Source organism: Amycolatopsis acidicola (assembly GCF_007713735.2).
Taxonomy (GTDB): Bacteria; Actinomycetota; Actinomycetes; order Mycobacteriales; family Pseudonocardiaceae; genus Amycolatopsis_E; species Amycolatopsis_E acidicola.
In genome coordinates this window covers 1-19685 of sequence record NZ_VMNW02000038.1, presented here as the reverse complement: position 1 = coordinate 19685, position 19685 = coordinate 1, and the positions used below count along the sequence as shown (strand labels likewise).

General features: G+C 70.4%; 20 protein-coding genes and 1 pseudogene. 9 read left to right on the top strand and 12 right to left on the bottom strand.

Translation table 11 applies throughout. From position 1 onward, the window contains the following. Positions 1 to 3 precede the first annotated feature (3 nt). The 6 genes from FPZ12_RS23840 to FPZ12_RS23815 form a co-directional block, all read right to left on the bottom strand. The gene (locus tag FPZ12_RS23840) at positions 4 to 861 is read right to left on the bottom strand and encodes a WXG100 family type VII secretion target (protein ID WP_144751664.1); all 858 of its coding nucleotides are present in this window, start codon (positions 859 to 861) and stop codon (positions 4 to 6) included. Next, entirely contained in the window at positions 851 to 1204 is a 354-nt protein-coding gene (locus tag FPZ12_RS23835) for a type VII secretion target (protein WP_144751661.1), read from the bottom strand. Before FPZ12_RS23835 ends, FPZ12_RS23840 begins: the two co-directional genes overlap by 11 nt. A gap of 10 nt (positions 1205 to 1214) precedes the next feature. Then, positions 1215 to 1745: a YbaB/EbfC family nucleoid-associated protein gene (locus FPZ12_RS23830; protein WP_144751658.1), complete on the bottom strand. Its 531-nt coding sequence runs from the start codon at positions 1743 to 1745 to the stop codon at positions 1215 to 1217. Positions 1746 to 1790: 45 nt separating this feature from the next. Continuing rightward, positions 1791 to 2597, bottom strand: coding sequence for an alpha/beta fold hydrolase (locus FPZ12_RS23825; RefSeq protein ID WP_144751654.1), 807 nt, complete (start codon positions 2595 to 2597; stop codon positions 1791 to 1793). A 230-nt stretch (positions 2598 to 2827) separates the two neighbouring features. Next, positions 2828 to 4000, bottom strand: coding sequence for an acyltransferase (locus FPZ12_RS23820; RefSeq protein WP_144751651.1), 1173 nt, complete (start codon positions 3998 to 4000; stop codon positions 2828 to 2830). Positions 4001 to 4100: 100 nt separating this feature from the next. Then, entirely contained in the window at positions 4101 to 5312 is a 1212-nt protein-coding gene (locus tag FPZ12_RS23815; RefSeq protein WP_208025970.1) for an MFS transporter, read from the bottom strand. A 214-nt stretch (positions 5313 to 5526) separates the two neighbouring features. Here FPZ12_RS23815 and FPZ12_RS23810 point away from each other — a divergent pair, with 214 nt between their 5' ends. Then, complete coding sequence (locus tag FPZ12_RS23810) at positions 5527 to 6423, top strand: SMP-30/gluconolactonase/LRE family protein (RefSeq protein WP_144751648.1); 897 nt, start codon at positions 5527 to 5529, stop codon at positions 6421 to 6423. Here FPZ12_RS23810 and FPZ12_RS23805 read toward each other — a convergent pair whose 3' ends face one another. From FPZ12_RS23805 to FPZ12_RS23795, 3 genes are all read right to left on the bottom strand, one after another. Further along, positions 6424 to 7191, bottom strand: a complete 768-nt coding sequence (locus tag FPZ12_RS23805) for a class I SAM-dependent methyltransferase (RefSeq protein ID WP_144751645.1) — start codon at positions 7189 to 7191, stop codon at positions 6424 to 6426. It lies immediately after the preceding gene. 127 nt (positions 7192 to 7318) lie between these two features. Further along, positions 7319 to 8635, bottom strand: a complete 1317-nt coding sequence (locus tag FPZ12_RS23800) for an FAD-dependent oxidoreductase (protein WP_144751641.1) — start codon at positions 8633 to 8635, stop codon at positions 7319 to 7321. Beyond that, complete coding sequence (locus FPZ12_RS23795; protein ID WP_144751639.1) at positions 8632 to 9948, bottom strand: MFS transporter; 1317 nt, start codon at positions 9946 to 9948, stop codon at positions 8632 to 8634. The genes FPZ12_RS23800 and FPZ12_RS23795 overlap by 4 nt, the downstream gene beginning before the upstream one ends. Positions 9949 to 10145: 197 nt before the next feature. Here FPZ12_RS23795 and FPZ12_RS46900 point away from each other — a divergent pair. From FPZ12_RS46900 to FPZ12_RS23785, 3 genes and pseudogenes are all read left to right on the top strand, one after another. After that, positions 10146 to 10277, top strand: a pseudogene (locus FPZ12_RS46900) (LacI family DNA-binding transcriptional regulator); the annotation flags it as partial. Further along, positions 10257 to 11159, top strand: a complete 903-nt coding sequence (locus FPZ12_RS23790) for a LacI family DNA-binding transcriptional regulator (protein WP_279537831.1) — start codon at positions 10257 to 10259, stop codon at positions 11157 to 11159. The pseudogene FPZ12_RS46900 and the gene FPZ12_RS23790, both read left to right, overlap by 21 nt. Before the next feature lie 117 nt (positions 11160 to 11276). Continuing rightward, positions 11277 to 12167 carry a dihydrodipicolinate synthase family protein gene (locus FPZ12_RS23785; protein WP_144751633.1) on the top strand — a complete coding sequence of 297 codons (891 nt, stop codon included), beginning with the start codon at positions 11277 to 11279 and terminating at the stop codon, positions 12165 to 12167. A 1-nt stretch (position 12168) separates the two neighbouring features. On the opposite strand, the gene FPZ12_RS23780 is transcribed toward FPZ12_RS23785, so the two are convergent. Next, positions 12169 to 12852 carry a GntR family transcriptional regulator gene (locus tag FPZ12_RS23780; RefSeq protein WP_144751631.1) on the bottom strand — a complete coding sequence of 228 codons (684 nt, stop codon included), beginning with the start codon at positions 12850 to 12852 and terminating at the stop codon, positions 12169 to 12171. Between the two features lie 71 nt (positions 12853 to 12923). Here FPZ12_RS23780 and FPZ12_RS23775 point away from each other — a divergent pair, with 71 nt between their 5' ends. From FPZ12_RS23775 to FPZ12_RS23765, 3 genes are read left to right on the top strand one after another with little or no spacing between them, the layout of a single operon-like run. Beyond that, positions 12924 to 13838, top strand: coding sequence for a dihydrodipicolinate synthase family protein (locus FPZ12_RS23775; protein ID WP_144751628.1), 915 nt, complete (start codon positions 12924 to 12926; stop codon positions 13836 to 13838). Next, on the top strand, positions 13835 to 15178 hold the full coding sequence (locus tag FPZ12_RS23770) for an FAD-binding oxidoreductase (protein WP_144751626.1): 1344 nt from the start codon (positions 13835 to 13837) through the stop codon (positions 15176 to 15178). Before FPZ12_RS23775 ends, FPZ12_RS23770 begins: the two co-directional genes overlap by 4 nt. After that, positions 15175 to 16479: an MFS transporter gene (locus FPZ12_RS23765; protein WP_144751623.1), complete on the top strand. Its 1305-nt coding sequence runs from the start codon at positions 15175 to 15177 to the stop codon at positions 16477 to 16479. The genes FPZ12_RS23770 and FPZ12_RS23765 overlap by 4 nt, the downstream gene beginning before the upstream one ends. Before the next feature lie 121 nt (positions 16480 to 16600). Here FPZ12_RS23765 and FPZ12_RS23760 read toward each other — a convergent pair whose 3' ends face one another. After that, the gene (locus tag FPZ12_RS23760; protein WP_144751620.1) at positions 16601 to 17302 is read right to left on the bottom strand and encodes a class I SAM-dependent methyltransferase; all 702 of its coding nucleotides are present in this window, start codon (positions 17300 to 17302) and stop codon (positions 16601 to 16603) included. Between the two features lie 67 nt (positions 17303 to 17369). Between FPZ12_RS23760 and FPZ12_RS23755 the strand changes: the two genes are divergently transcribed. Then, entirely contained in the window at positions 17370 to 17978 is a 609-nt protein-coding gene (locus tag FPZ12_RS23755) for a TetR/AcrR family transcriptional regulator (protein ID WP_144751617.1), read from the top strand. Here FPZ12_RS23755 and FPZ12_RS23750 read toward each other — a convergent pair. Beyond that, complete coding sequence (locus FPZ12_RS23750; RefSeq protein WP_144751614.1) at positions 17966 to 18859, bottom strand: SDR family oxidoreductase; 894 nt, start codon at positions 18857 to 18859, stop codon at positions 17966 to 17968. The genes FPZ12_RS23755 and FPZ12_RS23750 overlap by 13 nt on opposite strands. A gap of 107 nt (positions 18860 to 18966) precedes the next feature. Between FPZ12_RS23750 and FPZ12_RS23745 the strand changes: the two genes are divergently transcribed. Then, complete coding sequence (locus tag FPZ12_RS23745; RefSeq protein WP_144751611.1) at positions 18967 to 19533, top strand: TetR/AcrR family transcriptional regulator; 567 nt, start codon at positions 18967 to 18969, stop codon at positions 19531 to 19533. Positions 19534 to 19685 lie beyond the last annotated feature (152 nt).

The window sequence follows — 19685 nt, the reverse complement described above, 5'->3', positions numbered from 1 at the left end:
GGATCAGCCCGCCGCCTGGGTGGCCTTGGGGAGGTCCTCGATCACCTTCGCGATGGTCTGCAGCAGGCTGTTGATCTTGGTCGCGATGTCGAGGACCTCGCCGATGACGTCGACGAGCTTCTCGATCGTCGCGACCGTACGGCCGGTGCACCGGGTGATCGCGCCGGTCGCTTCCTCGATCACCAGCGGGGTCGCGAACCCGATCGACGCGGCTTCTTCCAGCGCGTCCTGCACCAGCTCGGCGACGAGAGTGGCGATCAGATCGCGCACCAGGCTGCGCACCGTGGCCACGCATTCGCCCATGGCCTGGATCAGCGAGCTCATGCCTTCGGACAGGCTGCTGGTGGCTCCCGCCGCGTCGTACAGTTTCCCGGCGGACTTGCGGTACGCGTCGGCCGCCGGGCCCTGCCAGTGCGTGGTGCCCTGCTGGACCGCGTCCTGCTGCGCCTGTGCGACCTCCTTCATCCGGCCGGAGATGTTCGTCCAGGTCTGCGCCACGCCCTTGATGGTGTCCGGGTTCCCGGCCAGCTCGTCGAGCATGAGCCGCAACGGTTTCAGGTGCTCGATCATCCAGCCGGCCAGGCCGGAGAGCGCGGTGCCGATCGGGTCCATCAGCACGCCGATCGCGTCGAGCTCCACGGCGACGGTGCCGAAGAAGACGCCCACGAGGTCGCGGTCCTGGATGGACTTCGCGAGCTGGTTGCAGTCGTCCCACAGGCCCGAGCCCGCCCACCAGTCGCCGCCGGAGGTGATGGGGTTCAGCGTGCTCAGGTCGCCCTGGGCGATCTTTTCCGGGTCGGGACCGTAGTCGTCCGGGTCGAACTGGGACGACGGGTTGACCAGCGGGTTGTCAGTGGCCACCGGCGCGCCCGTCTCGGATCCGGTCCAGGTCGCGCAGGATCTCGCGGAACTGGCCGGCGATCTGCTCGTCCAGTTTGTCGTAGGCGTCGGCCGCGGCGCCCACCTGCTGGACATGGTTCGCCAAGCCGTCGGTGACCCGCTGCAGCGCGTCGATGCCGCGCTCGGCCGTCGGCCGGAGCAGCTGCGGGAAGGATTGGCAGATCACGCCGTACGCGTTGTCCCAGCCGCCGGGGGTGACCTCATGCCCGGCGTCGACGGCCTCGGCCGACTGGCCCTGGACGCCGTTCAGCGTTCCGGCGTGCTCGCGCAGCTCGCCGGTGTCGACCTCGAAACCCTGGCTCATGCTCTCTCCCTCAGTTGCCGCGCAGGAACGACTGCTTGTCCCAGTAGCCGTCGTCTTCGTCCGGCGGGGTCGCGGGCCGGGACGGCTTCGGCGCGGGCTCGTCCTCGATTCCGCCCAGCCGCATCTCGCCGGGGCCGGCAGGCGGCCCGGACGGCTCGGGCTCGGGGAACTCCTCGGTGAACCGGGCGACCATCGTCGTGGTCGCCGGATCTTCGCCGACCCCGTTGTCCCGCGCGATCTGCTGTACCCGCGCGGCGATCTTGCCCTGCGCGCGGGCGACGGTGGCCATCACCAGCTCAGCGAGCTGCGCGGGGGCCAGCCCGCGGGCGCGTTCGGAGAGGTGCAGGCCGGCGAGCGCCCCGCTGGCCCGGACGCTCACCCGGACGACGCCGTCCGGCGACTCCTCGTCGATCACCGAGGTTTCGACCTGACGGCGCACGGCGGTGAACCGCTCGGACTTCGCCTTCGCCTCGTCGGCGATGGCGCGCAGCTTGCGCTTGATCTCCTCCGGGCCACCGGACAGCAGCGGTTCGTCTGGCATGATCGCGTCCCCTCCCACTCGCCGGACACGATAGCCGGGCCGGCGTCAGGGCACGCCGGGATCGGTGAGGAAGCTCAGGACGCCGCGGTTGAACGCCTCGGGCTGCTCGACGTTGGTCGCGTGCCCGGCCTTCGCGATGATCGCCGCGCGGCCGCGGGGCATGAGCGCGGCCGACGCGGCAGCGTGCGTGCACGGCCACAGCTCGCTCTCCTCGCCCGCGACGAACAGGGCCGGGATGTCGTTGTCCCGCAACGTCTCCCGCCAGTCGCGGCGCGCGTGATCCTGCAGCAGGGCGCGGTCGGCGGCGGTGAGCGGGAGCCGGGGCGCGCCGCCCATCGCCTGCAGGAGGCGCAGGAGCCGCTTGCCCCGGCGCCAGACCGGGGTGCCGTGGCCGGTCCGGGGGATGCCGTTCGCGAAGAACGTCTCGGCGTTGCCCGGTTCGTAGCCGTAGTAGCCATGGGGCCAGTCGGGGGTGTTGAGCATTTTGGGCGTCTGGTCGACGATCACGATCGACCGCAGCCTGTCGGCGCTGTACCGGCTGAGGTAGGCCCAGATCGTGTTGCCGCCCATCGACCCGCCGATGAGGGTGACGCCGCGCAAGCCCGGCGCGGACAGGAACTCGGCGAGCGCGTCGGCGCGTTCGTCCATGCCGGTTCCGTCCGGCTGCGGGCCCGCGGTGCCGTGCCCGGGCAGATCGACGGCGAACACGCGATACCCGGCCGCGGCCAAGGCCGGCACCTGGTGGCGCCACGACGTCGCGGGCGCGAGGAACCCGGCGAGCAACACGAGCGGGCGGCCCTGTGCCGGGCCGTGCTCGGTGTGGTCGACGGTCAGTCCGTGGCTGGTGATCATCCTGGGCACGGTGGCAGTATCCGCCCTCGGGCGGGGGAGTGTGGTGGGGATGGGTGTGGTGGGCCTCGCGTTTTGGTGGTTCCCGTCGGTGTGTTGGCTCGCCACGTCGGTGTGTTGGCCGTTCCGGGTGGTGTGTTGACCCGAGTTGGCTGTCGCTGGCTCGCAGCTGCCGACGGGCGGCCAACACATCGACCCCACCGGCCAACAGATCGACGGGAGGGGCCAACACATCAACCCCGTCGGCCAACGCGTAGCCGGGAGGGGCCAACACGAGACGCGGGAAGGGGTTCGTGAGGGCGGGCGAGGAGGTACTTGCTCAACGGCGTGTGCAGCAGGACTTCCACCACCGCCAGCGCGCCCGCCACCGTGAGCAGGAAGACGATCGCCGTGCGGGCGGGGGCGTCGGGGACTTCCCGGCCGAGCCACGGCACCAACGTGACCTCCAAAACCCACAGCACCAGCGGATGCACGGCGAACACCCCGAAGGCACGATGCGCGCCCGCCGCGACCAGGCGCGCGCTGAAGCCGTCGGCGGGTCTACGCCGCGACCAAGCGAGGCTCGCGGCGTAGACGAGTAGCGTCGCGCCGATCGCCCACGGCAGGACGGCCGGGTAGGTGGGCGCGGCGGCGGCCCAGGCGTAGTCGGGCGCCCGCAGGACGAACACGCCGCCGGTGAAGAGGAGCGTGCCCACGCCGATCGCGACGACAACCCAGCGGTGGCCGGTGATCCACGCGTCCAGGGCTTCCCGGTGTTCGGCCGCGACGGCGCCCGCCACGAAGAAGAACACGTACAGCGGCAGCATCATGTCGGTGTGCGGCCAGATCTCACCGAGCGGCCCCGCAGGCGCCGGCACCTCGGAGATCATCCACATGTACCCGGCCTGGATCGCGCCCGCCGCGGCGAGCAGGAGACCGTGCCTGCCCTCGGACCGCCGTACCAGCCGGCGCAGCAGCGGGAACAGCAGCGAAAGCTGGATGGTCAGGTGCAGGAAATACAGGTGGTACCACTCGTTCCCCCACGACACGCGCTGCCCCAGCGTTTCCAGCCACAGCCCGAAGCTCGGCCACGGCACCAGCGAGCTGTCCAGTCCGAAGTAGACACAGGTCCACAGCACATACGGGACCACCACGGTGGAGAAGCGCTTCCGCCAGAACGTCGCGGGCGTCAGCTTCCGGCCGCGATACCCGTGGAACAGGACGAAACCGGAGATGAACACGAACGCGTAGCGGGTGAAGTGCATCAGCATGCCCCAGCCCGCGACCCCGATTCCGGCCAGGTCCAGCGTGTTCGTCACCACGTGCGCGGAGATCACGGCCAAGAAGACCGTGACGCGCATCAGGTCGATGTTCCGCAGCCTGCCCTCGCGCGGCCGCACCGGCGCGGCCGCCAGATCCGTCGTCACCGGCGCAGAGTTCAGCGCCAGACTGAGATTTTACTGAAAGTCCCACCAGCTAGGACATCGGTTTGCCGCGAACGCGCCGGAGTGTCGCTTTTGGACGGTATTACGTCACACGATCGGTGCGGCGCAGGAGGAACAACGCGGCCGCCGCCGTCGCCACCGCGCCGACGAGGAGCGCGGCACGGGCACCCCAGTGCTCGCCGACCCAGCCGATGACCGGGGCGCCGATCGGCGTGGTTCCGTTGAGCGCCACGAGCAACAGCGAAATCACGCGGCCGCGCATGGCCGGGTCGCTGGTGAGCTGCACGAGCGTGGTCGCGACCGCGCGGAAGGTGACGCTGGTGGCGCCGAGGAGGCACATCGCGAGCAGTGCCGTCAAAGTGTTGGGGGCGAGGAACGACGCGGCCAGCAGCCCGGCGAACAACAGCCCGCTGCGCGCGAGCCGGCCTTGCGTCACGGTGGTCACGCCCGCCACCGACAACCCGCCGACGATCGCGCCGACGCCCATCGCGGTGAACAGGGAACCGGCGAGTTCCGGGCCGCCGGTGAACGTGTCCTTGGCCAGCAGCGGGAGCACGACGGGAAAGTTGTAGGCCAGGGTGCCGCTGACGGTCATCAGCAGCAGCGGCCCGCGCAGGGCGCGGTTGTTCCACGCGTAGGCGAACCCTTCGCGGAGCTGGCCCTTGCGCCGCGGCGCGGGCTCGGTGGGGTGGAGCTCGTCGCGGCGCATCATCATCAGGCCCGCGATGACGGGCAGGAACGAGACCGCGTTGAGGAAGAACGTGTCCGGCAGCCCGACGGTCGCGATCAGCGCCCCGGCGACGGCGGGCCCGACGACCTTGCCCGAGTTCTGCACGATTCCGTTGAGCATCACGGCGTTCGCGAGGTGCCGGCGGCCGACCACGTCCATCGCGAAGGTCATCCGGCTCGGCTTTTCGACGGCGTCGATGCAGCCGAGCACGAACGCCAGCACGATGATCAGCCACGTCGTCGCGTGGTGCGTCCAGGCCAGCGCGCCGAGCGCGAGTGCCGGGGCGATGGACGCGACCTGCGCCCACAGCAGCAGTTTGCGCCGGTCCGTCCGGTCGGTGAACAGCCCGGCGACCGGGGTGAACAGGAGACTGGGCAGCTGTTGCGCGGCGGTGGTCAGCCCGAGCACGAGGCCGGAGTTCGTCAGTTCCAGCACCAGCCAGGACTGGGCCATCTTCTGCATCCAGGTGCCGGTCACCGAGATGACCTGGCCGGTGGCGAAGAGCCGGTAGTTCCGCACGGTCAGCGCCGCGAACGTCGACCGCGGGGAGAACCGCCTCAGCATGGACCACCTCGGATCGTCAGACAAAATCGCCGACGATCACCGTAACATTCGGGCCACTCGCTCTGTCGTTGAGCGAAAAACGCTCCGTTGGTCCGATTTCTTGTCGAACAATCTGATCCGGGCGGACGCGGGCACCTCCCTCGGCGTGGCGCGTGCGCCGGCAAGGCCCGGTGAGCCGGTTTTCCGGGCCCCCGGTTGTTGGTACGGTGCCCGCATGGCGGACAGGGAAGTTCGGGTGCTCCTCGGCGGCGGCGCGTTCTTCGAGGCGCCGCGATGGCATGACGGCTCGTGGTGGGTTTCGGACTTCTACCGGCATCAGGTGAGCCGGGTCGGTCCCGACGGCAGCGAAGAGCTGGTCGTCGAGGTGGAGCAGCAGCCATCGGGGCTGGGCTGGCTGCCCGACGGTTCGCTCGTCGTCGGCTCGATGAAGGATCACCGGCTGCTCCGCTGGGACGGCGGGCGTCTGTCCACTTTGGCCGATCTGTCCGCGCACTGCGGCGGCCTGCTCAACGATTTCGTGATCGACGATGGCGGGCACATCTTCGTCGGCGACTTCGGCATGGACCTGATGGGCGGCGGCGAGTTCGGGACGGCCTCGCTCAAACGCGTCGACCCCGACGGCACCGTCGCCGTCGTCGCCCGTGACCTGTACTTCCCGAACGGCTCGGTCATCACGCCGGACGGCGCCACGCTGATCGTGGGCGAGACGTTCGGCAACCGGTACACCGCCTTCGACCTCGCCCCGGACGGCGCGCTGACCGGGCGGCGGGTGTGGGCGGAGTTCGGCCCGCTGCCCTCGGGAACGTCGGAGGAGATCTCCGGGCAGCTGGTCCTCGGGCCGGACGGATGCACCCTCGACGCCGAAGGACACCTCTGGGCCGCCGACGCCATCGGCAACCGCGTCGTGCGCGTGGCGCCCGGCGGGGCGGTGGTGGACGAGATCGTCACGCCGGACGGGCTCGGCCTGTACGCCTGCATGCTCGGCGGCGAGGACGGCCGGACCCTGCTCATGTGCGCGGCGCCGGACTACTTCGAGCACCGGCGTGCCCAGGCCAGGGAAGCGGTGCTGTTCACCACCGAGGTCGACGTCCCGCACGCCGGCCGCCCCTGATCACGGTTTCCGGCCTTCGAAGAGGTAGCCGGTCGCCCAGGAGGCGCGCCAGCCGCCGGTGATTTCGCGGGCCGGAAGCGGGCGCATCGGGTCGAAGTACGTCACGCCCGCGGGGACGAGGCCGGACGCGGTGGCCAGATCGCGGACCGCCCTGGGCGGCAGTATCCGCATGCCGTGCTCGACGCGCCCGTGACGACGTTCCGGCGGCACGCCGAGCGCGCGCTCCACGGCACGCGCGAGGCGCAGGAGCGGCCACTTCACTTGGAGCTGGACGACGCGGTGCGGGCAACCCGGGTTGAGCATGCTCGCGAGCAACAGCCCGCCGGACCGCAGCACACGGCTCGCCTCGTGGAAGACGCGCGCGGCGTCGGTGTACTCCAGGACGCCCAGCAACAGGACGGCGTCGAAGTGGTTGTCCAGCAGCGGAAGGTCTTCGACCGTGCCGACCACGGCCCGCACGGCTCCCTCGCATCGGCGCGTGCATTCCTCGGCCATCGCGGGGGAGCGGTCGAGCGCCGTCACGCGGAACCGCGGCAGCAGGGCCGACGCGGTCTGCCCCGGCCCGCACCCGAGGTCCAAAACCTCGGGCCCGGGCGGCGATGACAGAGCGCGCAGGACCAGGCGGCGCCGGGCGGCGGCGAACCGCGCCGACGAACCGGCGCCTTCCTGCTCGGCGGCGTACCGCGCGGCGGCGCCGGGGGAACCGAACTGCGCCAGGACCTGGTCGTCCCGGTCACGGCTGGTGAACGAGCCCGATTTCGGGTGCATGGCCGCCTTCCCGGTCGCGCGTGCTTCCGGCAGTGAAGTCGCGCGACGCGGAAAAGTGTTGCACCCCAACGGTTTCCTGCGAGGAATACGCGCGGATTTCCGGTTCGGGAAAACCACGCGGTTTGTCCTAGCCCGGGACGTTCAGCACGGCTTTCCTTTCCTGCAACCGCTTTCGCACTTCGGCGGGATCCACTTTCGTGGCCGGAACGCCGGCGGAGGCCGCCGTCGCCGCGGCCACGCCGGCGGCTTCACCGGTGACGAAGCACGTCGCGGTGATGCGCAGCGTGCCGTTCGCCTCGTGGGTCGACGACACGCACCGCCCGGCCACCAGCAGGTTCGGGACTTCGGGAACCTGCAGTGCCCGCAAGGGAATCTCGTATCCGGCACCGACGGCGTCGGTGTGGGAGAGGCCCGGCTTGGTCGCCGAATGCACGTCGACCGGGAAGGCCCCGCGCCCGACCGCGTCCGCGAACCGGGCTCCGCTGTGCACGTCCTCGCCGGTCATCGTGTACGCGCCGACGACACGCCGGGACTCGCGCACGCCGACGCGATCCCCGGCCGCCGTCAGGAAACACTCGCCGAAACCGGGCACCATCGCGCGCAGCCAGCCGACGATTTCCAGGATCTGCCGGGAAAGCCGCGCGTGGGCCGCGCCGAGCCACCCGTCCCCGGCCCCGGTCGGCGTGCGGGTCACGTTGAACACCACTTCGCCGCGCCGTGGCCACGCGGCCAGGTGCAGCTCCGTGCGGTGCAAGGAAAGCAGCCCGCGCTCCCGGCCCTCGGCGAGCAGCGCGCCCAGGCCCCACACGTTCGCGTGCTCGGCGTCGTCGTCCGCGATCACGCTCCCCGGGCGCAGTTCCGACGGGTGCGCCCGCAGATAGTCCAGCAGGGCCGGGAAGTCCACCCCGCCGACCTTGAACGCCAGCGAAGCGGGCTGCGTTTCCGCGGTGTCGGGCTGCATCGGGGCCCCGGCGAGCGCGGCCACCGCGGCGTCCCCGGTCGTATCGACGAACGCGGAAGCGCGCAGGGTCCGCGTGCCCGCAGGCGTCTGGACGGTCAAAACGCCGTCGCGAACGCCGGTGGGCATCGACTGCAGCCACACCTCGACCCCGGCTTCGTCGAGCAGGATCGACTGCGTCAGCGCCAAGGTCGCGTGGTCGACCGGCGTGCGCGTGGCGGTGTAGCCCACGTCGTCCCGCACGTGCCCCGGCGACCCGCCCGCCAGCACCAGCCGGTCCACCAGCCGCTGCCCGAACCCGCCGGTCACCCGCGTGCCGTGCACGTCGTGGAACCCCGCGGAATGTTCCAGCCACTGCCACGCCAGCGTCCCGCCGACCGACCCGGAGGCCTCGACGAGCACGGTCCGCGCGCCTTCTTCGGCGGCCGAGACGGCGGCGGCCACTCCGGCCGAACCGCCGCCGATCACGACGACGTCCACGCTCATACCGGCAGCTTCTTCCTCGCGAGCAGGCCGTACGACACGACGCTGACCAGCAGCAGGGCGGCGGCCACGATGAGCGCGGGCACGAACCCGCCGAAGCGGTCCACGATGATGCCCGTCGCGATCGGCGCGAAGGCCCCGCCGAGGAACCCGCCGAAGTTCTGGATGCTGCCGATCGAACCGACCATTGTGGACGTTTCCGCGACGTCGGAGGCCAGCGCCCAGTACGAAGCCGTGGTCAGGCTGTAGGTGAACATGCCGATGGTCAGCAGGGTCATCGCCATCGCCGGGCCGGTGCTGGCGGCGGTGGCGGCCAGCGCGAGCGCGGTGAGCAGGGAACCGGCGGCGATCGTGCGGCGGCGGGCGTCCATCGGGCGCATTCCGCGCCGCACCAGCAGATCCGAGAACCGGCCGCCGATCACGACGGCGATCCCGCCGGCGATGTAGGGGAGCGCGGAGAGCAGCCCGGCAGCGCTGATCGAGAAGTGCTGCGCCGACTCGAGGTAGCTGGGCAGCCAGGTGATGTAGAACCAGAACACGTACTGCAGGCAGAACCCGCCGATGATCATCCACCAGATCGTGGAGTACTTGAACAGCTTCACCCACTGCTTGCCCAGCTGCGCCGAGGACTCGTCCGCAGCCTCGGCGCTGCGCTGGTTTTCCTTGATGTAGGCCAGTTCTTCGGGGCTGACGCGGGGATGGCGGTCCGGGTGGCGGTAGGCGTACCACCAGCACGCGACGCCGAGCAGGCCCAGCGCGCCGACCAGGACGAACATCAGCTCCCAGTCCACCGCGATCAGCAGCGCGGTGGTGATCGGCGGCGCGATCGCCAGCCCGACCTGGGTGGCCGCGATGTACACGCTGGTGGCGCGCGCCTTCTCGTGGTCGGGGAACCATTCGTCGGTCGCCTTCAGCGCGCCGGGGAACAGCGGCGCTTCGGACATGCCGAGCAGCACGCGCAGCCCGAGAAAGGAGGCGACGCTGCGGGCCAGCCCGGTGGCGGCTCCGGCGATCGACCACACCACGGCCGCGACGGTCATGATGATCCTCGGCCCGAACCGGTCGATCGCCCAGCCCGAGGGCAGGTTCATGATCGCGTACGGCCAGACGAACGCCGAGAGCACGAGGCCCATCTGCGTCGCGCTGAAGCCGAGATCGTCGCGGATCACCGGCGCGGCGACGGACAGGTTGCCGCGGTCGAGGTAGCTCGTGATGGTCAGGACGGTGACGGCGCTGATCACCGCCCATCGCACGTTCCGCCCGCGCGGACGGGGCGGGGCCGCCCGCTCCGTGCTCGTGCCGCTTTCGACTGCCATCCTGGCACCTCGCTGTGCTTTTGCCTGGTCAGGGACACCGGAGTAGAAATGTAACCGGTGACATCGTGCGCCACAGTCTGAGTGGGACACGGTCGTTCTGTCAACGGGCGGGGCGACATACTGTGCCGGCGGGGCACCGGATCCGGCCGCCGGCCCTGGCTTACGGCCTAGGTTGGTGATCGTCGGAGAGGCGGGAGGAACGCATGGCGAGCATCCGGGACGTGGCGAAGGCGGCCGGCGTGTCGACGGCGACGGTCGCGCGCGTCCTCAACGGCGGCGCGGCGGTGAGCCCGGATCGCACGGAGCGCGTGCTGCGCGCGGTCGAGGAGCTGGACTACGTCAGCCACGGCGTCGCCGCGAGCCTGTCGCGCGGCCGCACGAAACTGGTCGGCCTGCTGGTGTCCGACATCGCGAACCCGTTCACCGCGCAGGTCGCCCGCGGCCTGGAGGACGAGGCCGTGCGGCACGGCTACCAGGTGCTCATCGCCAGCTCGGACTTCGACTCCGAGCGCGAGGCGCAGGTGCTGGCCTCCTTCGCGCGGCGCACGGTGGACGCCGTGGCGCTGCTGTCCTCCAGCGGCGTCGGGGAAGGGGTCGCGCGCTTGGTGCGCAACGGAATTCCCACGGTGTTCGTCGACCGCCGCCCGCCCGAGCTGGGCGACATCCCGCTGGTGCGCACCGACAGCCTCGGCGCGGCCCGGGAAGCCGTGCGCTACCTGATCGACCTCGGGCACACGGATCTCGGGATGATCTCCGGTCCGGCCGGGATGCCGACCGCGGCGCAGCGGCTCGCCGGGTTCCGCGAAGCGTGCCAGTCGGCGGGACTCACCGTGCGCCCGGAGTGCGTGCGCGAGGGATTCCTGGGCACGCAAGGAGGTTACGAGGCGATGTGCGAGGTGCTCGACCTCGGTTCCCGGCCGACCGCGGTGTTTTCCTTCAACAACATGCTGGCCATCGGGGCCCTGCAGGCGGTGCGCGAGCGCGGCGTGCGGATCCCGGCGGACCTGTCGCTGGTCACCTTCGACGACACCGATCTGTTCCCGTTCGTCGACCCGCCGATCACGGCGATCGAACAGCCCGCGCACGACATCGGCACGCAGGCGGGCCGGGTGCTGTTCGCGCGGCTCGACGGCGACGAGACCGGGGGCGAGGACGTGGTCCTGCCGACGAAGTTCCACGTCCGCGGATCCTGCGACCGCCCCGGCCGCTGAGCACTTGACAGACCGGCCCCCGGTCGCTCAGGGTAGCAAATGTCACCGGTTACATTTCCGGCCCCAGACCCCGGCCGGATCCCGGTTTCCCGTTCTGCCTCCAGGAAAGGACCTTCGATGACCCTCGATCTGCACGGCATCATCCCGCCGCTGGTCAGCCCCTTCACCGCGGCCGAGGAGCCGGACCTCGAGGCCCTGCGCGCGGAGGTCCGCTACCACCTCGACCTCGGCGTGCACGGGCTGTGCGTCACCGGCAGCACCGGTGACGGCCAGATGCTCTCGGTCGAGGACTCCGTCGCGATCGCCGAGGCCGCGGTCAAGGAGACCGCGGGCCGGGTGCCGGTGGTGGCCGGCATCATCCAGGACAGCACGAAGGAGGTCATCCGCTACGGCAAGGCGATCGCCGCGACCGGCGTCGACGCGCTGCAGGTGACCCCGGTGCACTACCTGTTCCAGCCGGACGAGGACACCACCGTCGCGTACTACCGCCGCATCGCGGACGAGACCGGCAAGCCGATCGTGATCTACAACGTGATCCCGTACGCGCTGATCCCCGCCACCACCGTCGCGCGGGTGCTGAACGAGGTGCCGGACGTGATCGGCGTGAAGCAGTCCGGTGGCAACATCCACCAGCTCGCCGACCTGCTGCACATGGCGCCCGAGGGCGGCAAGGTGTTCACCGCCGTCGACGACCTGCTCTACCCGAGCTACCTGCTCGGCGCGCAGGGCGCGATCAGCGCGACCCTCACCGTCGTGCCCGAGCTGTGCCTCGCGCAGTGGGACGCGGTGCAGCGCGGTGACCACAAAGCCGCGCTGGAACTGCACAACAAGCAGCTGCCGGTGTGGCGCGCGATCGACGGCCCGAACATGACGGCGCGGATCAAGGCGGCGCTGGCGCTGCAGGGCCGCGACGGCGGGCAGCCGCTTTCGCCGCTGACGCCGGTGTCCGCCGCCGAGCGGGAAGCGCTGCGCGCCGCGCTCGCGGCGGCGGACGTGAAGCTCGTCTGAGTCAGGCTTCGGGATGGGTGGCGTGGAAGTCGGCGAGGCTCCCTTCGTGGACCTCGTCGACGTGCAGCGCGGCGACGTCGCGGGCTTTCGCGGCGTCGCCGGCCAGCATCGCGTCGACGATCTCGTGGTGCCGGGCGGCCGCGGCGGCGGCCTGGACCGGGTTGTCGGTGTCCCCGATGCGAAGCCATTCCAGGTAGGCCTCGATGCCGTCGCGGACCGCGATGATCCTGGCGTTGCCCGCGTAGCGGACGATCGTGCGGTGCAGGTTCATGTCGGAGCGGTAGAACGGTTCGAGGTCGCCGGCGGCCGCGGCCACGTCCGCCGCTTCCAGCTCCGCCTTGAGTTCCCGCTTCACGGACTCGGGCATCCGGTGCGTGGCCTCGCCGGTCGCGAACCACTCGATCGCCTTGCGCATCCCGCACAGCTCGGTGATGTCCGCGGCGGTGATCCGGGCGACGTACGTGCCCGAACGCGGCCGCGTCACCACGAGCTGGTCGGTTTCCAGGCGCTGCAACGCTTCCCGGATCGGCGTCTTCGACACGCCCATCGCCGCGCTCAGCGCCGGGATGTCGAGCCGCGCGCCCTGCGGGTGGCGGCCGTGCACGATCTGGTCCCGCAGCACCCGGTAGACCTGTTCGGCCAGTGAGTCGGTGATCAGGGGCCCCGCGGCCCTCGGTTCGGTCATCGTGTTCCCCTCAACGCGTCCAGTAATGAAGTATTACATCTGATGTTCCAGTTGACGAAGGAGTCGAGCCCATGCCGGACAAACCCGGTCCCCGGTTGCACGGGATCATCGCCACGGTCGTGACCCCGTTCGACGAGCGAGGGGAGATCGCCGAGGACAAGCTCCGGGCCGAGGTCCGGTACCTGCTGGGCGCGGACATCACGGCGTTGTGCGCCTGCGGCACGACGGGCGAGGGGAACGCGCTGTCCGCCGAGGAGAGCGCGCGGGTGTGCTCGATCGTCGTCGACGAGGTGGGCGGCCGGGTCCCGGTGATCGGCGGCATCATCCAGAACTCCACGCACGAGGTGATCCGCTATGCCCTCGCGCTCAAGGCGGCCGGGGTGGACGCGCTGCAGATCACGCCCGTGCACTACCTCTGGTCGCCTACTCCGGAGTCCACAGTGGACTACTACGCGGAGATCGGCGCGGCGGCGGAGCTGCCGATCGTGATCTACAACGTCGTGCCGTGGGCGCTCATCGAACCGGACGTGGTGTCGCGGCTGGCGGATCTGCCGTGGGTGATCGGAATCAAGCAGTCCGGCGGGGACCTGCACAAACTCGCCGACCTCGTCGAGACGGTGTCGGACCGGATCTCCGTGCTGGCCGCCGTGGACGACCTGCACCTGCCGGCGTTTGTCCTTGGCGCGCAAGGAGCTTTGGCCGCGATCCCGACCGTGACCCCGTTCCTGTCCACCGCGCTGTGGGACGCCGTGCAGGCCGGGGACCTCGACCTGGCGCGGAAACTACACGGGCAGATCCTGCCGATCTGGCGCGCCATCGACGGGCCGAACCAGCCCGCGACGATCAAGGAGGCGCTGCGCCTGCAGGGCCGCGACGGCGGTGTGCCGAGGCGTCCGGTCAGCCCGGTCACGCCCGAGGTCAGTGCCCGCATCGCCGCGGCGCTCGACAACGCGGGCCTGCTCGCCGCGGGTGTGGAACCACGATGAGGGCGCCACTCGTGGCGCTGCCGCCCGGTGCGGTGACGGACCCGGATGTCCTTGCGGCACACAGCAAAGACCACGCGTCGACGTGCCCGGCGGGGGAGGCGCTGTGCCTCGTGCGGCCGCGGAGCACCGAGGAGGTCTCGGCGGTGCTGGCCTTCGCGCACGAGCACCGGATCCCGGTCGTGCCGCAGGGCGCGCGCACCGGGCTTTCCGGTGCCGCCAACGCGATCGACGGCGCGATCCTGCTTTCGCTGGAGCGGATGACGGCGATCCTCGACCTCGACGAGGAGAACCAGACCGCGACGGTGGAGCCGGGCGTGATCAACGCCGACTTCTCGCGCGCGGTGGCCGGGCGGGGGCTGTTCTACCCGCCGGACCCGTCGTCGTGGGAGATGTCCACCCTGGGCGGGAACGTCGCGACCAACGCGGGCGGATTGTGCTGCGTGAAGTACGGCGTGACCGCGGACTGGGTGCGGGGGCTGGAGGTCGTGCTGGCCGACGGGCGCGTGCTGCGGACGGGGCGGTCGACGGCGAAGGGTGTCGCCGGCTACGACCTCACGCGGCTTTTCGTGGGCTCCGAAGGGACTCTGGGGGTGGTCACGAAGATCGTCACCGCGCTGCGGCCCGCCGTCGAAGCCCCGCGCACGGCGATCGCGTTCTTCGGCGACCTCGACTCCGCGTGCGCGACGGTGACCGACGTGATGACCGGCGGGCTGCGGCCTTCGCTGCTGGAGCTGATCGATCCGGTGGGACTGGCCGAGGTCTCTCGCGAGCGTGACTACGGCTTCCCACCGGGGACGAACACTGTCCTCATTGCACAGTCGGACGCGGAAGACACTGTGCTGGAAGGGTTCACGACGGCGGCCGCACGACACGGGGGAGAGGCCCTGATCGCGGACGGGCCCGAGGAGGGCAAGCTGTTCCTCGCCGCGCGCCGGTCGGTCGGGCTGGTGCTGGAAAAGCGCGGCGCGATGCTCAGCGACGACGTGTGCGTGCCGCGGACCCGGCTGCGGGAGCTGGTGGCCGGAGTCGGGGAAATCGGGCGCAGGCAAGGGGTGTGCATCGCCTGCACCGGGCACGCCGGCGACGGAAACATGCATCCCACGATCGTCTTCGACGCCGCCGACCCCGACGAGACGCGCCGCGCGAACGAGGCTTTCGGCGACGTGATGGCGCTCGGCCTGGAGCTGGGCGGCACGATCACCGGCGAGCACGGCGTCGGGCTGCTGAAGCGGGACTGGCTGGAGCGCGAGCTGGGCCCGGTCGGGGTCGACGTGCACCGGTCGCTGAAGTCCGCGTTCGATCCCCGCTCGATCATGAACCCAGGGAAGGTGCTCGCATGACGACGAAACCGGTCACCGCCACCGCGGCCGCGACGAAGGTCCGGTATCGCATCCTGGGGCTCATCCTCGTCGTCACGGCGATCAACTACCTGGACCGGACGATCCTGTCGGTGGCGATGCCCTCGATCAAGGAGGAGTTCGGGCTCACCGGGACGGAACAGGGCGCGCTGCTCTCGGCGTTCTCGTGGGCGTACGTGGTGTGCCAGATCCCCGGCGGGTGGCTGCTCGACCGCTACGGCGCCAAAATCACCTACGGGTGGTCGATCCTGCTGTGGTCGCTGTCGACGTGCGCGATCGCGGCGGCGCGGGGGTTCGCGGGATTCCTGGGGCTGCGCGTCGCGCTCGGCGTCGCGGAGGCGCCCTCGTTCGCGGGCAACAACAAGCTCGTGACGGCGTGGTTCCCGTCGAAGGAACGCGCGCGGGCGACCGCCGTGTACAACGCGGGGAACTTCGTCGGGCTGGCGCTGTTCCTGCCGCTGCTGGCGTGGCTGGTGGCGAGCTACGGCTGGCATTCGATCTTCCTGCTCACCGGGATCGCGGGCGTGCTCGTGTCGATGCTGTGGTTCCGGTTCGCGAAGAGCACGCCCGCGGAACACCCGAAGGTCAACGACGCCGAGCGCGCGCTGACCGTCGAGGACGCCGCTCCGCGGGAGAAGCGCAAGGCGACGAAGGCGGACCTGAAGTACCTGCTGACGAAGCGGCGGATGTGGGGCATGTACCTCGCGCAGTTCTGCACGAACGGGGTGATGTGGTTCTTCCTGACGTGGTTCCCGAGCTATCTGGTCGAGGACAAGGGAATGGCGTTCGTGAAGGCCGGTTTCCTCGCGTCGCTGCCGTATCTGGCCGCGCTGGTCGGGGTTTTGTTCAGCGGCGCGTTGTCGGACCGGCTGCTGCAGCGCGGGGTTTCCCGCACCGTGGCACGGAAAGTGCCGATGATGATCGGGTTCGCCGGGTCGGCGCTGATCATCCTCGGCAACTACACGAACAAGCCGGCGGCGGTGATCGTGGTGATGTCGGTGGCGTTCTTCGCGCAGGGCATGAGCGCGATCGGCTGGACGCTGGCGTCGGAAATCGCGCCGTTGCGGATGATGGGCCTTTCCGGCGGGGTGTTCGGGTTCTTCACCAACCTGGGCGGCGCCATCGTGCCGATCGTGATCGGCGTGATCCTCGACCTGACCGGCTCGTTCAACGGGGCGCTCGTGTTCGTGGCCGTGCTGGCGGCCATCGGGTTCTTCGCGTACCTCGTGCTGATCGACAAGGTCGAACGTCTCGACCCGGACGAGTCGGCCGTTACCGGATGAGGTCGGCGGGGCGGGTCACGTCCCGCCCCGCTGCCCGGTCCTTGGTGACGTATCCCGTTTCAGCAGGCGATCCCGGCAGCGCGAGCCCGACGTTCGAGTACGTGCCGCCGGAGGAGCGGAACTAGCTTTTGACCGCGTGCAGGAGGCTGGTGCCGAGCAACGGGGTGCCGTACCAGTAGCCGGGGCCGAGCGAGCGCGGCGTGCCCTGGCCGAGGTGTCCGGCGTATTTGCGGGTCATGATCCACGGGTCCGCGATGAGCAGCTGCCCGCCGGGACGCAGCACTCGCAGGGCTTCGTCCAGCGCGCGGTATCGCTGGTCGGCCGAGGAGATGTTGTGGATCGCCATCGCGCTCGTCACGACGTCGAAGGAGGCGTCCGGGAACGGCAGGGCGGCGATGTCGGCCGTGTGGACCTCCACCCGGTCGGCGACCCCGGCCGCTTCGGCGTTGGCGAGCGTCGCTTCGGGGCGGTTGTCGCTCTGGTCCCTGGTCCACAGGTCCACGCCGACCGCGTGCCCTTTCGGCAGCCTTTTCGCCGCGGCGATGAGCACCGCGCCGCGGCCGCAGCCGAGGTCGAGCAGGTCCTCGTCGCCGTTGAGGCCCGCGCGGTCCAGTTCCCGTTCCCAGATCAGGAACTTCCCGCGCAACGTGGTGTGCAGGTAGCAGGCGGTGCTCGCCAGGAAGGCCGCGCCGGTGAGCGCCGCCGCGACTCTGCCGCGGCGCCACCGGGCGGCGGCCACCAGGGACGCCACCCCGGCGGCGCCGAGTGCCGCCGCGAATTCCGGCGCGTCGACCCCGTAATCGGGCTTTCTGTTCTTTGACATGGTGTCAGTGTTAGACGAACTCTGACGGCTTGTCAAAGTTCTCCTCGTGTCGGTATCTTCGGTGCCGATGGCTGACACGCTCGACAACGCCCCGCCCACCCGTCGCCGCCGTTCCGATGCCCGGCGCAGCATCGAGGCCATTCTCGGCGCCGCGCGCACGGTGCTCGGTGAGCGCCCGGACGCGAGCATGGAGGATATCGCCGGCGCGGCGGGCGTCACGCGTCAGACGGTCTACGCCCATTTTCCTTCGCGTGAGGCCCTGATCTCCGAGCTGATCGAATCCGCGCGCGTGCAAGGCCTCGCCGAGCTCGATGCCGCCGGTCTCGACAGCGCCCCGCCCGTCGAGGCGTTGCGGCAGTTCCTCGACATCTCGTGGCAGCTCGTGCGACGTCTTCCGTTCCTGCTGGACCCCGCGCTGAACCGGACGCCGCGGCAGGACGGCGCCGACCCGCACGCCGCCGTCGGCGCCTGGCTCGAACGCCTGCTCCGGCGCGGCCAGCGCACCGGCGACTTCGACCGCGGGTTGCCGGCGAGCTGGCTGGCACTGGCGATCCTCGAACTCGGCCACACGGCGGCGGATCAGGTCGCCGCCGGGCGGCTCAGCAAGAAGAAGGCGATGGACGTCCTGCTGGAAAGCTCGCTGCGGTTGTGCGGGGCGCGCGCTCAGGACAAATAGTCGCCGTGCGCCAGGTCTTCCAGCAGCGTCGGATGAGCGGGAGACCAGCCGAGCGATTGCCGGGTGTGCGCGCTGGAAACGGGCGCGTCGAAGCCATAAACGGTGGCCATGAACGGGCTTGGGAAATGCGTGGCCGCTTCCTCCGGAGTCAGTGAAACGGCGGGCAGATCGAGGCCGCGCGCGATTGTTTCCGCGATACTCCGGAACGGGACGGCGCTTTCCGCGACCCCGTGCAGCACGCTGCCAGCCGGAGCTTTTTCCAGCGCCAGCCGGAAAAGGACGGCCGCGTCGCGCCGATGCACGGCGGGCCAGCGGTTGCCGCCGTCGCCGACATAAGCCGACTTACCGGTTTTCCGCGCGGTGGCCACGAGCATGCCGATGAAACCGTAATCGCCGGGCCCGTGCACGGTCGGCGCGAGCCGGACGACGCTCGTGCGTACTCCCCGTGCGGCGAGGCAAGCGCGTTCGCCCGGAATGCGGAAACCGGCCAGTCCGGCGGGATCCGGCTCGTCCTGCTCGGTGCTTTCCCGGCCCTCGGGCATGACGAGCGTGCCCGAGGTGCTGACGAACGGTTTTCCCGTGCCCTCCAGCGCCTGCCCGAGCGCCTCGATCGCGGCGCGATCGCGCCGCATCATGTCGTCGGGGTCGGCGAAGTCGCCGCCGAAAGCCATGTGCAGCACGCCATCCGCGGCGTCGGCGCCGCTGCGCAGGCTGTCGAGGTCGTCCAGTGAGCCGTGATGGGGCGTAGCGCCCAAGGATTCCAGCTTCGCGGCCGAAGCGGCGGAACGCGCGAGCCCGGTGACGGTGTGGCCCCCGGAGATGAGCTCGGTGACGACGGTGGGGCCGGTCAGACCCGAACCCCCGGTGACGAAGACGTGCATGGAACGACCTTTCGGATAACGCCAGTGACTGGCACTACGATAGCCGTAGTGTCAGTGACTGGCGCAACGTGACGCCAGTCACTGGCGTTATCGGGTACCCTCACGGGATGCCGAGGAGTGGAGCGGAAGCGCGCCGCCGCCTGCAGCAGGCGGCGCTGGAGCTGTATCGGGAGCGGGGTTTCGAGCGGACGACCACGGCCGAGATCGCGGCCCGCGCCGGGCTGAACGAGCGCACTTATTTCCGGCATTTCCCGGATAAGCGCGAGGTGCTCTTCGACGGTGAGGCGGACCTGCGCGCGGAGTTGAAGCAGGAAGTCGCCGGCGCGCCGGAAGGGTTGCAGCCGCTCGAAATCCTGCTCCGGGCCTTTCGCAAGGCCGCCCGGATTCTCGAGGAGAATCGCCCGTTTTCCGAGCCACGGCTGGAAATCATCGCCGCGACCCCGGCACTCCGCGAGCGCGAACTGGCCAAGCACGCCGCGGTCACGGACACCTTGGCGGAAGCGTTGCGGGAGCGGGGAGTTCCCGATCGGCTGGCCGCGCTCGCGGCGCAGACTGGGTGGGCCACGTTCCATCAAGCCGCGCAGGCGTGGATCGACGACCCTTCGGACGGGCTGGAGGCGCATCTTCGGCGGGCGTTCGAGGATCTTCGTGCTTTGTCGGCGGGGTGGGGTTGAGTCGTTTGAGGCGATTGAGACAGCAACGGACGCGCGTAGCGCGCGCTGTGTGACACCCCACCACCGCCCCGATCTGTGAGTGTTCGCGATCTTGTCGCTGCGTCAAGGCGGGAAAGATGCCTTGACCCAGCGGCAAGATCGCTAGGGACGGC

What these genes read in the sequence shown, in the direction of transcription:
- FPZ12_RS23835 (WP_144751661.1), bottom strand. Translation starts at nt 1,204, where the DNA reads ATGAGCCAGGGTTTCGAGGTCGACACCGGCGAGCTGCGCGAGCACGCC.
- FPZ12_RS23830 (WP_144751658.1), bottom strand. Translation starts at nt 1,745, where the DNA reads ATGCCAGACGAACCGCTGCTGTCCGGTGGCCCGGAGGAGATCAAGCGC.
- FPZ12_RS23825 (WP_144751654.1), bottom strand. Translation starts at nt 2,597, where the DNA reads ATGATCACCAGCCACGGACTGACCGTCGACCACACCGAGCACGGCCCG.
- FPZ12_RS23815 (WP_208025970.1), bottom strand. Translation starts at nt 5,312, where the DNA reads ATGCTGAGGCGGTTCTCCCCGCGGTCGACGTTCGCGGCGCTGACCGTG.
- FPZ12_RS23810 (WP_144751648.1), top strand. Translation starts at nt 5,527, where the DNA reads ATGGCGGACAGGGAAGTTCGGGTGCTCCTCGGCGGCGGCGCGTTCTTC.
- FPZ12_RS23805 (WP_144751645.1), bottom strand. Translation starts at nt 7,191, where the DNA reads ATGCACCCGAAATCGGGCTCGTTCACCAGCCGTGACCGGGACGACCAG.
- FPZ12_RS23800 (WP_144751641.1), bottom strand. Translation starts at nt 8,635, where the DNA reads ATGAGCGTGGACGTCGTCGTGATCGGCGGCGGTTCGGCCGGAGTGGCC.
- FPZ12_RS23795 (WP_144751639.1), bottom strand. Translation starts at nt 9,948, where the DNA reads ATGGCAGTCGAAAGCGGCACGAGCACGGAGCGGGCGGCCCCGCCCCGT.
- FPZ12_RS23785 (WP_144751633.1), top strand. Translation starts at nt 11,277, where the DNA reads ATGACCCTCGATCTGCACGGCATCATCCCGCCGCTGGTCAGCCCCTTC.
- FPZ12_RS23780 (WP_144751631.1), bottom strand. Translation starts at nt 12,852, where the DNA reads ATGACCGAACCGAGGGCCGCGGGGCCCCTGATCACCGACTCACTGGCC.
- FPZ12_RS23775 (WP_144751628.1), top strand. Translation starts at nt 12,924, where the DNA reads ATGCCGGACAAACCCGGTCCCCGGTTGCACGGGATCATCGCCACGGTC.
- FPZ12_RS23770 (WP_144751626.1), top strand. Translation starts at nt 13,835, where the DNA reads ATGAGGGCGCCACTCGTGGCGCTGCCGCCCGGTGCGGTGACGGACCCG.
- FPZ12_RS23765 (WP_144751623.1), top strand. Translation starts at nt 15,175, where the DNA reads ATGACGACGAAACCGGTCACCGCCACCGCGGCCGCGACGAAGGTCCGG.
- FPZ12_RS23760 (WP_144751620.1), bottom strand. Translation starts at nt 17,302, where the DNA reads ATGTCAAAGAACAGAAAGCCCGATTACGGGGTCGACGCGCCGGAATTC.
- FPZ12_RS23755 (WP_144751617.1), top strand. Translation starts at nt 17,370, where the DNA reads ATGGCTGACACGCTCGACAACGCCCCGCCCACCCGTCGCCGCCGTTCC.
- FPZ12_RS23750 (WP_144751614.1), bottom strand. Translation starts at nt 18,859, where the DNA reads ATGCACGTCTTCGTCACCGGGGGTTCGGGTCTGACCGGCCCCACCGTC.
- FPZ12_RS23745 (WP_144751611.1), top strand. Translation starts at nt 18,967, where the DNA reads ATGCCGAGGAGTGGAGCGGAAGCGCGCCGCCGCCTGCAGCAGGCGGCG.